Genomic DNA, 14,078 nt, shown 5'->3' on the forward strand with positions numbered 1-14,078 from the left:
TAAGGAGTTTGATAATTCTTAAATTAAGGTCAAATATCACTACCAAGACAATGTTAAAGATAAATAATTTGCAAGCCAAGATTGGTGAAAAAGAGATTCTAAAAGGAATTAATTTAGAAGTAAAAGCAGGTGAAGTACATGCTATTATGGGACCAAACGGTTCGGGTAAGAGTACGTTAGCCTCCGTTTTGGCAGGACGCGAAGATTATGAAGTAACAGGTGGTTCTGTTGAATTCTTCGGTAAAGATTTGTTGGAGCTAGCTCCAGAAGAGCGTGCCGCTGAAGGAATTTTCTTGGCTTTCCAATATCCAGTAGAAATACCGGGGGTATCTACTACCAATTTCTTGAAAACTGCGGTAAACGAAATTAGAAAATACCGTGGCGAAGAGCCAATGGATGCTGTACAGTTTTTGAAAATGTTCAAACAAAAGATGACTTATGTAAATATCGACCAGTCGCTTTTGAATCGTGCTTTGAATGAAGGCTTCTCGGGTGGCGAGAAAAAAAGAAACGAAATCTTTCAAATGGCAGTTTTAGAACCTAAACTAGCGATTTTGGATGAAACCGATTCTGGACTAGACATTGATGCCCTTCGTATTGTAGCTGAAGGTGTAAATAAGTTGAAATCGCCAGACAACGCTACTATTGTTGTAACTCACTACCAACGTTTGTTAGATTATATAGTACCTGATTTTGTTCACGTATTATATAAAGGACGTATCGTAAAATCAGGAACTAAAGAATTGGCTCTTGAATTGGAAGAAAGAGGTTATGATTGGATTAAAGCTGAAGCTGATGCTGAAATCGACGCTTAATTTACGATACCTCATAACAATCATCTAACAATCGAACAAAATGAATATCGATAATAACGATTTGAAGGCTCAGTTAATTGCCAATTTTAAGGCTGCTGAAGGAAAAATGAATGGTGAAGCCAAAAGTCCTATTCATTTGGTACGCCAGCAAGCTTTACAAACCTTCAATCAATTGGGTTTTCCAACTATTAAACATGAAGAGTGGAAATATTCAAATGTCAAAAATCTGATTAAACAGTCATTTGAATTTAACGCTGTTTCAACCTTAAATGCTCAGGATTTGGCCCAAATGGCGATTCCAAATCTTGATGGTAATATTTTGTATTTTATTAACGGAGTTTATAATCCAAGTTTATCAACTATCGTTAGCCCTGCGTCTGATTTAATCATCTTACCTTTTGCCGATGCTGTAAAGCAGTACCCAGATTTGGTAGAAAAATATTTTAACCAATATTCAGACATTGCAGATAATGCTTTTACGGCCTTAAATACAGCTTTTGCTCACAACGGTGTATTTGTATATGTGCCTGAGAAAAAGGTAGTTGAAAAACCTGTTATTTTGCGTTTTATTGCCGATGCTCGTAGCCTGAATGTAGCTTCTCAGCCTCGCAATTTGGTGGTGGTAGGTAAGCGTGCTGAAGTAAAAATTGCGGAAGCATATCGTTCATTGGGCGAAAATGTAGCATTTACCAATACTGTTACCGAAATTGCTGTAGCCGAAGAGGCCAATGTACATTATTATAAAGTACAAAACGAAACAGATAATTCATACCATATTGGTACTACGGCGGTGTATCAAGAAAGCCGCTCGGTATTTACTGCAAATACCGTAACTGCCAATGGCGGTTTTGTTCGTAACAATCTGAATATCAAAATAGACGGGGAGTTTGCTGAGGCTAATATGTTTGGGTTGTATATTCCAAATGCCAAACAGCATATCGACAACCATACGGCCGTTGACCATGCCAAGCCAAATTCTAATTCAAACGAATTATACAAAGGGATTTTGAAGGATAAATCTACGGGGGTATTCAACGGTAAAATCTATGTAAGAGAGGATGCTCAAAAAACAAATGCGTTTCAGTCTTGTAAAAACGTATTGATGTCAAATGAAGCATCGATGAATACAAAGCCACAGTTAGAAATTTGGGCTGATGATGTAAAATGTTCACACGGAACAACCACTGGTCAACTGAACGACGATGCTTTGTTTTATATGCAAGCTCGTGGTATTTCAAAAGACTCGGCAAGAGCCTTATTGATGTTGGCATTTGCCCAAGAAGTAATTGATAAAATGGAAATTCCAGCTATTAAAGAGTATTTGGAAGGACTTATTGTTGAGAAAATTTATCAATCTTAATTCATACCAGTGTGTCGAGTAGGAGTGTAGTGTTCAAATTGTATACTTGTTATAGCTATTGTACCAATTACTACTCGACACATTCTATTTTACCAATACAACATGCAAGTTAAATTGGTTGAAAATGAGCAGGATTTACAACGATGCTTTGAAGTATTGAAGGCCCTGCGTCCACATTTGGACTTAGCACAGTTCATCACACTGTATACTCAAATGCAACAAGAAAGTTATCAAATTGCATTTGTTGAAGAAGACGATAATACGGTTTTATCGGCCATAGGCTTTCGTTTTATGACGATGCTTTATACGGGTAAAATTATTTATATAGACGACTTATCGACGCTTCCAGCCTCAAGAGGCCAAGGGCGTGCAAGTCTGTTACTTGATTATGTGATAGATTTAGCCGAGAACAATGGCTGTAATGCTGTTCATCTCGACTCGGGTCATCACCGCCACGACGCACATCGTTTGTATTTGCAAAAACGCTTTAAAATTGCAAGTCATCATTTTAGCTTAGACATACCGAGAAAGGAGCCACAACTATGACACTCACCGACATTCTAGATATTCAGAAAATTAGAGCTGATTTCCCTATTCTTGATCAAGAAATCAATGGGAAAAAATTGGTGTATTTTGATAACGCAGCTACTACGCAAAAGCCTACTGCTGTAATTAATGCTATTTCTCACTATTACAATTTCGATAACGCCAATATCCACCGCGGAATCCATACTTTGGCCGAACGTGCCACTCGCGATTTTGAAGCATCGCGTGAGGCAATTCGCCAGTTTTTAGGAGCATCTTCTACCGAAGAAATTATCTTTACTTCTGGTACTACGCAGGGTATCAATTTGGTGGCAAGTACCTTTGGTCGCAAGTTTATCAATCAAGGTGACGAAATTATTATTTCGGGTCTCGAACACCATTCCAATATTGTACCTTGGCAAATGCTTTGCGAAGAAAAAGGTATTATTTTGAAGGTTATTGCTGTTAATGACCTTGGCGAGCTGGATATGGAAGCATACACAAGCCTTTTGACCGAAAAAGTTAAATTGGTGGCTGTAAACCATGTTTCTAATTCTTTGGGAACTATCAACCCTGTGAAAGAGATTATAGAATTAGCTCATAGTGTAGGAGCTAAGGTGCTGGTCGACGGGGCACAAGCTACATCGCATATCAATATCGACGTACAAGATTTGGATGTTGACTTTTATGCGTTTTCGGCTCATAAATTGTATGGCCCAACGGGTATAGGGGTATTGTATGGCAAAAAAGAAATTCTCAATGCTATGCCTCCTTATATGGGCGGTGGCGAAATGATTAAAGAAGTAACTTTTGCCAAAACTACGTATAACGAGTTGCCTTACAAATTTGAAGCGGGGACACCTAATATTGCCGATGTTGTAGCCCTCAAAACTGCTTTAGAATACTTAAATACCATTGGCCGTGAAAATATTGCAGCTTATGAAGATATGCTTTTGCAATATGCTACCGAACAGTTGTCGGCAATTGATGGACTCAGAATTATTGGTCAGGCCAAAAACAAAGTTTCTGTTGTTAGTTTTGTTATTGATGGTATTCATCACCAAGATATTGGGGTATTGCTCGACAACCAAGGCATTGCCGTGCGTACGGGTCACCACTGTACACAACCACTGATGCAACGTTTTAATCTTTTGGGGACATCAAGAGCTTCTTTTGCTATTTATAATACTACCGAAGAGATTGATAGATTGGTAGCAGGTTTGATAAAGGTGAAAAAAATGTTGTCATAACAAAAGATTCTAAAGGTATTTGTTGGGTATTTTATAGATGCTTTTGCAATTATATTTAGATTAAAAATATAAAATCATTCACAAAATTGGTCTATTATGTGTCATGAATGGCCTAGGACAATATAGTGAACAAAAATAATTAAATGACTATCAACGAAATACAGGAAGAAATAATAGAAGAGTTTGCTTTGTTCGACGACTGGGCAGATAAGTACGAATATATTATTGATTTAGGTAAAAAACTAAGAGGCTTGCCCGAAGACCAAAAAACCGAAGACAATATTATCAAGGGATGCCAAAGTCGTGTATGGTTAAATGCCAGAAAAGAAGGAGATAAACTGATATTCGATGCCGACTCCGAAGCTATTATTGTAAAAGGATTGGTCAATATGTTGATTCGGGTATTGTCGGGGCATACACCCAAAGAAATCGCTGAAGCCGATTTGTTTTTTATTGATAGAATTGGCATGAGCCAACACTTGGCTCAAACTCGTTCAAATGGTTTGGCTTCGATGGTTAAGCAAATGAAAAATTATGCAATAGCCTATCAGCTCAAATAGTTGATATTTCTCATATTCAATAGGTCGCTTGCTAACGACTCAAAACCCATAGCAAACAATCATGACTGAAGCAGATTTAAAAGAAGAAGTAATAAAAGCCCTTAAAAGAGTATATGACCCCGAAATTCCTGTGGATGTATACGAATTGGGCTTGATTTATGATATCAAGGTATTTCCTATCAACAATGTTTACGTTTTAATGACGCTGACTTCGCCGTCTTGCCCTTCGGCAGAACAGATTCCTGGCGAGGTAGAACAAAAAATTCGTGAAATTGAGGGTGTTACCGATGTTAGTGTAGAATTGACCTTCGACCCACCATATTCGCAAGATATGATGTCGGAAGTAGCTAAATTGGAACTTGGTTTTATGTAATCATGTTCATTAGAAAGTACAAAAGGTGTAAACCAGTGTTATCATCAATATTAATTCAATAATTACAAAAATATTATGTATCCAGAACATTTAGTAGCTCCAATGAGAGCGGATATTGTGGAAGGCGGTTTCAAGGAGTTGAAATCTGCTGCCGAAGTGGAATCAGTAATGACTGAAAAAGGAACAACGTTGGTATTCATCAATTCAGTTTGTGGTTGTTCTGCTCGTACTGCTCGTCCAGGGGTAAAAGAAGCCGTTTGGAACTCAGCTAAAAAACCAGAACATTTAGTAACTGTATTTGCGGGTGTAGACCAAGAGGCTACTCAAAAGGCTCGTGAATACACCCTTCCTTATCCTCCATCGTCACCTTCTATTGCATTGTTCAAAGACGGAGAATTAGTACACTTTGTAGAGCGTCATCATATCGAGGGCCGTTCGGCCGATATGATTGCTTCGCACTTAGAAATGGTATTTGAAGAATATTGCTAAGAGTAGCAAGTGCTATCCATAAAAAAGGTTGAATCTGTACAGATTCAACCTTTTTTATGGACTCAAATGTCAAAAACTCTTATTTCTTTTTATACTGCTCAATAATTCTATAGATAGCTTTTTGAGTTTCTAAATTTTTGAAATATTCAAACATGATTTCATGTCCATCAAAGTTTAGAATTAAGCCTGTTTCTAAATAATTAAAGGCTTCACGGTATTTGCCAGCTTTTATCAAATAAATTGAAGCACGATAATAGAGTTCAGACTCTTCAGGAAGCTGGTCAATTGCCGAAAGCATTAGTTCAGCAGCAGTATCAAACTCGCCTTGTTCATGGCTCAATACCGACCATTTTACCCAAGCTTCTGTATTTTGGGGGTCTAGTTCGGCGGCCTTTTGATAAGCCTCTAGGGCTGTTACCAAATTACCTAGATTAGCTTCGGCATCGGCCAATGCTAGCCAATAATAAGTATTGTGTTTGTTGAGTGTAATAGCTTTATTGAGGAAATGGATGGCCTCAAACCAACGTTTCTTTTCACATAAACAAATCCCAACGCCAAAATAGCCATCATCCCAAAGTTGGTCTAGTTTGATAGCATCTTGGTAATAGTGAATAGCCTCATCAAAGCGTTCTTGACGCTCGATACTCGCCCCAAGGCAGCAATATACCTCTGGGCTTTGGTCTTCATGTTCGAGGCAATAGCGGTAACATTCTTCAGCTTTGGCCCAATTGCTTAGGTTCATGTAGGCATTGCCCAAATTGAAATAAGCCGACGAAAAATCGTCCTGAATCGCTACAGCAAATTCATAGGCTTCGGCAGCTTTATCAAAACGCCCCAATTTAGAATAAGCAATACCAATATTATACCAAGCATTTTGTGAGAAAGGATCATTATCGATGAATTTTTCATAATAGGGCAAACTCTCCTCTAATTTCCCGATTTCATCAAGGCTATTGGCAAGTTCGTACAAGGCATTTTCGTTATTCATATTTTCCTCGATAGCCTGCTTAAAAGCAGCAACAGCATTGTGATGCTTGCTCCAGCTTTGGTAGGCAAGTCCAATATGATAATATACCTCGTCTTTTTCCTCAACCATTTCCAGAATCTCAGTAAGTAATTCGATGGCGGCCTGATAATCGCCCTTGAGGTTATAGATAGTACTACGCAGATAAATAATATCGTTGTCGGATGGGTTGAAAAGTTCTGCCCGAGCCAGTACTTCTAATGCTTCATCGTATTGACTCAGATTAGAGTATAATTCAGCCTTGCAGAGCATCAATTCAACCGAATAAGGGTATTGTTCAAGAGCAATATCGCAAGCCTGAGCGGCTTCTTCGATTTTGCCCTCATCCATATAGTGTTCTACGATTTGTTCGTATGTATCTAGGTCGAAAAAAGAGCTCTCTGAACGTTTCAGCATTGATTCAAAACGCTTAACAGAATGGAGAACATCTTCATGACGGTCTTCAAAGTCTTGTTCCATGATAATTAAAATTGGATAAGATGCACGTGATAAGAGGTGATATAACGTTTTCTATAGCTTGTCGTCTATATATTTTGCTGTGAGTAGCAAATTGGAGAACGTAATTCCTCAAATACCATAAACCAAAACGACTTATTGCTAAGATAGAAAAAAACTTTCAAATAAACAAACCCAATTATGTTGCTCAAACCAAATAGATTTTTTGAATAAAAATAGAATTATTTTAAGAACCCGTTTGGGGGTCTTATCCATTCCTTGGTTTGTTTTTAAGCGAAAAGTATAGGGTTAAGGATATTTGTTTTGGTGAGTGCTTATAAATCAATGGAATAGATTAAAGTTGTTCTATTCCCTTATCAGAACATTCCGACTGTCAATTAAGTTTGGATTTGGGTAAAGTTGTGTTAAAATAAGGGAGATAGTGGTGGGTGGAGTAGGCAAAATAAAACATTTTTGCTTTTAGAACAAAAGCCATTGACTCAAAGCATTTGTTGAATAACTTATGTAAGTCTTACAAAATTACTTTGTGCCAATGGCCATGGTGTTTTATTTACAAAAGCAGACTATCTTAAATCGGCAATAGCCGAGAAATCCATATCAGTAAAATCTAGGTTTTCACCTGCCATTCCCCAAATAAACGAATAGTTGGTAGTACCACAACCTGAATGAATCGACCACGGCGGCGACACAATTGCTTGGTGATTGGCTACCAAGAGGTGGCGTGTTTGCTGAGGTTGTCCCATATAGTGAAATACACGGTGTGCTTCGGGTACATCAAAGTACAAATAAGCCTCCATACGGCGGTCGTGTACGTGCGAAGGCATGGTATTCCAAACACTTCCTTTGTTCAAAACAGTTAGCCCCATCACTACCTGACAGCTCTGAATACCATCGCGATGGATGTATTTATAAATTGTACGCTCGTTAGAGGTTTCTAGGCTACCCAGTGCTACTGGTGAAGCTTCTTCTTTAGGCATTTTACGCACAGGATAGGCATGATGTGCTGGTGCCGATAAGATAAAAAACTGTGCCGGGTTTGTTGCTTCAATACTTTTGAAAACCACTTTCTGCGAGCCTTTTCCGATATATAGGCAGTCCAATTTCGACAAATCGTGCGTTGTGCCATCGACTTCTATTTGACCATCGCCTCCAACATTAATAATACCAGCTTCTCTTCTTTCAAAAAAATAATCAGCCTTCAAATTGTCGTAAGTTGGCAATGTAAGTGCTTCCTCTACAGGCATAGCTCCCCCAATAATTACCCTGTCATAATGCGTATAAACCAAATGGATGGTATTCGCTACAAAATTTTGTTCTACTAAAAAATTGTTTCTTAATTCTTGAGTATCGAAGCCCTTTGCTTCATTGGGGCTTACTGCGTGAAGAATTTGCATAAGTTGTGTCGTTTAAAAACTAATATAATTATCAATAAAAGAATCAAGAATGATGATTCTACTACTATTGGTATTCAACCCATTTATGACGGTGTTCCTCTGACAAAGCCTTTCATCAAAAAAATCCAATTCATGGTATTCTTATTTTGCTAAAATATCTTTTAGCTAAAAAGAATAATATCTTGAAATAAGTAGTAAATGTTCTTGAATCTAGTTTCTTTTATATTGAAAAGAAAAAGAAATAACGTTTTTTAGGTGATATTTTTATGCAACCGTTACCGCAAGCGTTTTCATAAACAAAGCCTACCAATATGATATTCTTAGAAAAGTGAATATTTAGAGTTGTGCGGTTTAGCCAAATCGTAGCTGGTTGATATTAAATGCTTAGCGATAAAGAGGGTTATTATTGTAAAAGTTATATTTTGAAATTTATATGAAAAGTACACAAGTAACCATAAAAGATATTGCCAAGGCCCTCAATATTTCGATTTCAACGGTGTCGAGGGCATTGAGAGGCTTGCCCGAAATCCACCCAGATACCCGTAAGGCTGTGCTGAAGCTTGCCGAAGAGTTGGATTATCAGCCTAATCAGTTGGCCAAAAATCTAGCAAAAAGTCGTACTAAGACAATCGGGGTAATTGTACCTAACCTTAGTTATTATTTCTTTTCGGCGGCACTCAATAGTATCGAAGAGGCCGCTATGCAGGCAGGTTATAGTGTGTTGGTGTGCCAGTCGCACGAGTCGTATCTGAGAGAGGTTACCAACATCCAAAACCTTTTACGGGGGCAGGTAGAGGGGCTGATTATATCGCTGGCTCGTGATACCAACGAGTACGAGCATATCAATCGCCTTGTACGAAAAAATATACCACTGGTATTGTTCGACCGTTATTCTGATGGATTGTCGGTTTCAAAAGTTATCGTCAATAATCGGGAGTCGGCATTTGTAGCCACAGAACATTTGATTAATAATGGTTGTAAAAATATTGGCTTTTTGGCGGGGCCTCCTAATATGCTTTTGAGCAAAGAGCGGATGTTGGGGTATCAAGATGCCCTGAAGCAACACAACTTGCCTTTCTTGCTACAAAATATAGCTCATTCCGATTTTACTCAAGATAATACTGTTGTACAAACCCTTGAGTTGTTAAATCGTAGTAAAATAGATGGTATTGTGGCGGTAAGCGACCGTATTGCTTACTCGGCTATGTATGCTCTAAAACAAAAGGGCATTCAAGTACCTGAAGATATTGCTATTGTAAGCTTTAATAATGAGCCAATTTGCACGCTTTTATCGCCAACACTTTCGAGTATTAGCCAACCTATTCAAGACATGGGCAATGAGGCTGTAAGAATATTAATTAATCAGATTGAAGCGGAGGAGGATGTGATTATTCCTGTAGAAACCAAAATATTACCAACTCAATTAATTATCAGAGAATCTTCGGGGTTTTTTAGCTAGTGATAAAGGGCTTTAGCATAAGTAAAACATAAGTTAGTCCAAATTTTAGGTAATATAAAAGAACCCTCTTATTTGTGTTGGTTGGAATTTGTGAGGTAAACCATCGTACCCTATTGGGAAAAGTACACCAATAGTAGGTATTTATTGACTTAATCAAAAAAGGCGAGAAGACTCATCTTTAGACATAATGCTTTGCATCTTTATTGCCAAAATACAGGTTTAATCACTTATTCATTCAATTGTTTAGTAGCTCAATAACTGCTTATTGAGCTACTAAAGGCTTTCTTAGTTTACTGTGCCTCCGTTCCAAACTTCTTTTGATGGTTGGACAAATGCCAGTGAGCCATCTTTATCTTCTGCCATGAGAATCATTCCTTCTGAAATCATTCCCATCATTGGACGGGGAGCTAGGTTTGCCAAAAACGTAACTTGCTTACCTATTACTTCTTCAGCAGAAAAATGTTCGGCAATACCGCTCAAAATGGTACGTTGTTGCAAGCCATCGTTTACGGTAAGTTTCAATAATTTTTTTGATTTGGCTACTTTTTCGGCGGCCTCAATAGTGCCAATTCGTAAGTCCATTTTCGCAAAATCGTCGTACTGGATAGTGTCTTTAATGGCCGAAACCTCTTTTCCTGCTAATTCATTCATTTTCTTGGCATCTTGTAATTTTTGGATTTGAGTTTGCACGGTTGCATCTTCGATTTTCTCGAAAAGCAAACCTAGTGCTTGAATTTCGTTACCTTCTGGCAACAAGTTGGCACGACCAGCTTCGCCCCAAGCTAGTTTATCTAAATTCAATCCTATTCTTAATTTTTCGGCAGTAAATGGCAAGAAAGGTTCACAAACGATCGAAAGTGAAGCTGCAATTTGTAAGCCAATATTCAAGATAGTGCCTGTTCGTTCTACATCGGTTTTGATCACTTTCCAAGGCTCGGTATCGGCCAAGTATTTATTACCCAAACGAGCTACATCCATTACATAAGTTAGGGCTTCTCTGAATTTATAGTTTTCGATAGCCTCACCAATTTTGGCTGGTAGTTCGGCCAAAGTAGCCAGTGTTTGGCGGTCAAAATCAGTTAATTCACCTTGTTTTGGTACTTTTGAGTCGAAGTTCTTTTGTGTTAGAACGACAGCACGGTTGACAAAATTACCAAAGATCCCTACCAACTCCGAGTTGTTGCGGGTTTGGAAATCGCCCCAAGTAAAGTCTGAATCCTTGGTTTCAGGAGCAGAAGCTGCCAAAGCATAACGCAAGACATCTTGTTTGCCCTCAAATTCTCGTAGATATTCATGCAGCCATACTGCCCAGTTTCTTGAAGTTGAAATTTTGTCGCCTTCCAAATTCATAAATTCGTTGGCAGGAACATTATCGGCAACAATAAAGCGGCCATCGGCCATACACATAGCAGGAAAAATCAAGCAGTGAAATACGATATTGTCTTTACCAATAAAGTTGACCAAACGAGCTTCTGGGTCTTGCCAGTATTTTTGCCATTGGTCGGTCAATTCCTTGGTCATAGAAATATAGCCAATAGGAGCGTCAAACCATACATACAACACTTTGCCGTCGGTATCTGGCAAAGGTACTTTTACACCCCAATCCAAATCGCGTGTCATGGCACGAGGGCGTAGGCCGTCGTTGAGCCATGATTTTACCTGCCCCAATACATTGGTTTTCCATTCAGGGTGGCTAGCTATGTATTCCTCCAATTGTGGCTGCATTTTATCTAAAGGCAAGTACCAGTTTTTGGTAGGTTTCATCACAGGTTTTTCACCACTCAAAGCCGAACGAGGGTTAATCAATTCGGTTGGAGAAAGGGTTGTTCCACATTTTTCGCATTGGTCGCCATAAGCATTTTCATTGCCACATTTTGGGCAAGTCCCTACGATATAGCGGTCGGCTAGGAAAGTTTGAGCTTTTTCGTCAAAATACTGTTCGGTAGTTTCTTCTACAAACTGGCCTTTATCGTACAAATTTTTGAAAATTTCCTGCGAAGTTTCGTGGTGAATTTTATTGGATGTACGAGAATAGATGTCGAATGAAATCCCAAATTCTTCAAACGAATCCTTGATAATTTTATAGTATTTGTCTACTACCTGTTGTGGTGTAATACCTTCTTTTTTGGCCTTGATAGTAATAGGAACACCGTGTTCATCTGTACCCGACACAAATTTGACATCTTGCCCTGTTGCACGCAAATACCTTACATAAATATCGGCAGGCAAATAGCACCCAGCAATATGCCCAATATGAATAGGCCCGTTGGCGTAAATCAACGCAGCCGTTACAGTAGTTCTTTTGAATTGTTTTGTCATCTGTATGGAAAGAATACCACCCTCATTTGCTACCGAAAGTCGATATTCCAATAAATTACCGTTGAAATTGGTCGCAAAATTAAGAAAATTTTAGGGTTAAATAGTATGGCTAAGGGATTTACTCGTAGAAAAGGCTTGTTATGAAACACAAAAGTGAATGCTCTGAAAGTATTATCTAGCCAGAACATTCACTTTGTAGGATATATAATCAATTATCTCTATTTGGCACTTCTTTCAATATCCTTTAGATTCTCCATCTTTTTGTTTCTCAAGAATCCATTAATATCTTCAAAGTGTTCTTTGACACGTTTGTTGCCAAATTCAAAAACCTTGGTTGCCAAGCCATCAAGGAAATCACGGTCGTGAGAAATCAAAATTACAGTACCTTCAAAAGCTTTTAGGGCATCTTTCAAAATATCTTTTGTCTTGAGGTCAAGGTGGTTGGTTGGTTCATCCAGAATCAACAAATTGACTGGTTCTAGCAACAATTTAATCATTGCCAAGCGAGTTCTTTCACCTCCCGAAAGCACTTTTACTTTTTTGTTGATAGCATCGCCACTAAACATAAACGCCCCTAATATATCTTTGATTTTGGTGCGAATTTCGCCTACTGCAATATTATCGATGGTTTGAAACACCGACAAATCGCCATCGAGTAACGAAGCTTGATTTTGGGCAAAATAACCAATCATACAGTTATGCCCCATTTTTAGGTCACCCTCAAAGTCTATTTCATTCATAATAGCTTTGACGAGGGTAGATTTACCTTCTCCATTTTTTCCGACAAAGGCAATTTTTTCGCCTCTTTCAATCGTCAACGCAACATCTTTGAAAACCAGATGGTCGCCATAACTTTTGCTTACCCCTTCAACAATAACAGGATAATTGCCAGAGCGTGGAGCAGGAGGGAACTTGAGATTTAAAGCAGAAGTATCAACTTCGTCAACCTCCACAATTTCCAATTTTTCCAACATCTTTACCCTCGACTGTACCTGCAATGTCTTTGAATAAGTACCCTTGAAGCGTTCAATAAACTCTTGGGTTTCGGCAATCATCTTTTGTTGCTCGTTGAATTGCTTTTGTTGCTGTTCCATTCGCTCTTTACGCAACTGCAAGTACTGCGAATAGTTTACTTTATAGTCGTAAATACGCCCCATTGTTACTTCAATGGTACGGTTGGTAATATTATCGACAAAAGCCCTATCGTGTGAAATGACAATAACGGCTTTGGCATTATTAATCAAAAAGTCTTCAAGCCACTGAATCGACTCAATATCCATGTGGTTGGTGGGCTCATCCAGAAGAATTAAGTCGGGGTTTTGAAGAAGAATTTTGGCCAACTCGATACGCATACGCCAGCCACCACTAAATTCGCTAGTTGGGCGAGTAAAATCCGAACGTACAAAGCCTAAACCCAAGAGTGTTTTTTCTATTTCGGCATCGTAGTTGATTTCTTCTATAGAGTAATATTTTTCGCTTACCTCCGAAACCCGCTCAATAATAGCCATATATTCGTCCGATTCGTAATCGGTACGGGTTTCTAATTGGAGGTTTAGCTCATCGATTTCGGCTTTCATATTTAGTACCGACGAAAACGCTTTGGCTGTTTCTTCAAACACCGTAGCGTTATCTTCAGTAAGCAAATGTTGAGGCAAATAAGCAATTACTGCACCATTGGGCTTTGATATTTTGCCTTTGGTAGGTTTGTCTACCCCTGCTATGATTTTGAGCATAGTCGATTTACCAGCTCCATTTTTGCCCATTAGGGCTATTTTATCTTTGTCGTTAACATTGAAGGTAACGTCACTAAAAAGAGCTCGTCCACCGAACTCTACCGCTATATTATCTATCGAAATCATCTGAAATAGTTATGAACTACAAAGATACGACCCAAAACCACTTTGGCACAAGCTCGCCGATAAGTTTAGTAGCAATTAGATGGGATGTCTTTTGTGCCAGCCCAAAAATTTATATATTTGAGTAAGATGTATACGAACAGATTAGGGATTCTATCAGATTGCAGATTCCTTGGTTCATACTATATTTGAATACGC

General features: G+C 38.5%; 12 protein-coding genes. 8 read left to right on the forward strand and 4 right to left on the reverse strand.

The genetic code is table 11. From position 1 onward, the window contains the following. Positions 1–50 precede the first annotated feature (50 nt). The 7 genes from sufC (at position 51) to FLEMA_RS75110 (ending at position 5,372) form a co-directional block, all read left to right on the forward strand. A complete protein-coding gene (gene sufC / locus FLEMA_RS75085) occupies positions 51–815 on the forward strand; it encodes a Fe-S cluster assembly ATPase SufC (RefSeq protein WP_044173962.1) in 765 nt (254 codons plus the stop codon). A 40-nt stretch (positions 816–855) separates the two neighbouring features. Beyond that, a complete protein-coding gene (gene sufD, locus FLEMA_RS75090) occupies positions 856–2,175 on the forward strand; it encodes a Fe-S cluster assembly protein SufD (RefSeq protein ID WP_044173965.1) in 1,320 nt (439 codons plus the stop codon). A 102-nt stretch (positions 2,176–2,277) separates the two neighbouring features. Beyond that, complete coding sequence (locus FLEMA_RS75095) at positions 2,278–2,721, forward strand: GNAT family N-acetyltransferase (protein ID WP_044173966.1); 444 nt, start codon at positions 2,278–2,280, stop codon at positions 2,719–2,721. Beyond that, positions 2,718–3,950 carry a cysteine desulfurase gene (locus tag FLEMA_RS75100; RefSeq protein ID WP_044173968.1) on the forward strand — a complete coding sequence of 411 codons (1,233 nt, stop codon included), beginning with the start codon at positions 2,718–2,720 and terminating at the stop codon, positions 3,948–3,950. Before FLEMA_RS75095 ends, FLEMA_RS75100 begins: the two co-directional genes overlap by 4 nt. A gap of 143 nt (positions 3,951–4,093) precedes the next feature. Then, complete coding sequence (locus FLEMA_RS75105; RefSeq protein WP_044173970.1) at positions 4,094–4,510, forward strand: SufE family protein; 417 nt, start codon at positions 4,094–4,096, stop codon at positions 4,508–4,510. A gap of 61 nt (positions 4,511–4,571) precedes the next feature. Further along, positions 4,572–4,883 (forward strand): SUF system Fe-S cluster assembly protein, encoded by a 312-nt coding sequence (locus FLEMA_RS0160995; protein ID WP_026997501.1) that lies wholly within the window; start codon positions 4,572–4,574, stop codon positions 4,881–4,883. A gap of 75 nt (positions 4,884–4,958) precedes the next feature. Beyond that, complete coding sequence (locus FLEMA_RS75110; protein WP_044173973.1) at positions 4,959–5,372, forward strand: BrxA/BrxB family bacilliredoxin; 414 nt, start codon at positions 4,959–4,961, stop codon at positions 5,370–5,372. Positions 5,373–5,451: 79 nt separating this feature from the next. On the opposite strand, the gene FLEMA_RS0161010 is transcribed toward FLEMA_RS75110, so the two are convergent. Further along, positions 5,452–6,855: a tetratricopeptide repeat protein gene (locus FLEMA_RS0161010; protein WP_026997503.1), complete on the reverse strand. Its 1,404-nt coding sequence runs from the start codon at positions 6,853–6,855 to the stop codon at positions 5,452–5,454. Between the two features lie 560 nt (positions 6,856–7,415). Continuing rightward, positions 7,416–8,246 (reverse strand): 5-dehydro-4-deoxy-D-glucuronate isomerase, encoded by an 831-nt coding sequence (kduI, locus tag FLEMA_RS0161030; RefSeq protein WP_026997504.1) that lies wholly within the window; start codon positions 8,244–8,246, stop codon positions 7,416–7,418. 433 nt (positions 8,247–8,679) lie between these two features. On the opposite strand from kduI, the gene FLEMA_RS75115 reads away from it, so the two are divergent. Further along, positions 8,680–9,705 (forward strand): LacI family DNA-binding transcriptional regulator, encoded by a 1,026-nt coding sequence (locus tag FLEMA_RS75115; RefSeq protein ID WP_044173975.1) that lies wholly within the window; start codon positions 8,680–8,682, stop codon positions 9,703–9,705. Between the two features lie 285 nt (positions 9,706–9,990). Here FLEMA_RS75115 and metG read toward each other — a convergent pair whose 3' ends face one another. Then, on the reverse strand, positions 9,991–12,024 hold the full coding sequence (gene metG / locus FLEMA_RS0161070; RefSeq protein WP_026997505.1) for a methionine--tRNA ligase: 2,034 nt from the start codon (positions 12,022–12,024) through the stop codon (positions 9,991–9,993). Between the two features lie 218 nt (positions 12,025–12,242). Further along, the gene (locus FLEMA_RS0161080; RefSeq protein WP_026998026.1) at positions 12,243–13,883 is read right to left on the reverse strand and encodes an ABC-F family ATP-binding cassette domain-containing protein; all 1,641 of its coding nucleotides are present in this window, start codon (positions 13,881–13,883) and stop codon (positions 12,243–12,245) included. Positions 13,884–14,078 lie beyond the last annotated feature (195 nt).

The sequence above is a fragment of the Flectobacillus major DSM 103 genome (genome assembly GCF_000427405.1).
GTDB classification, from domain to species: domain Bacteria; phylum Bacteroidota; class Bacteroidia; order Cytophagales; family Spirosomataceae; genus Flectobacillus; species Flectobacillus major.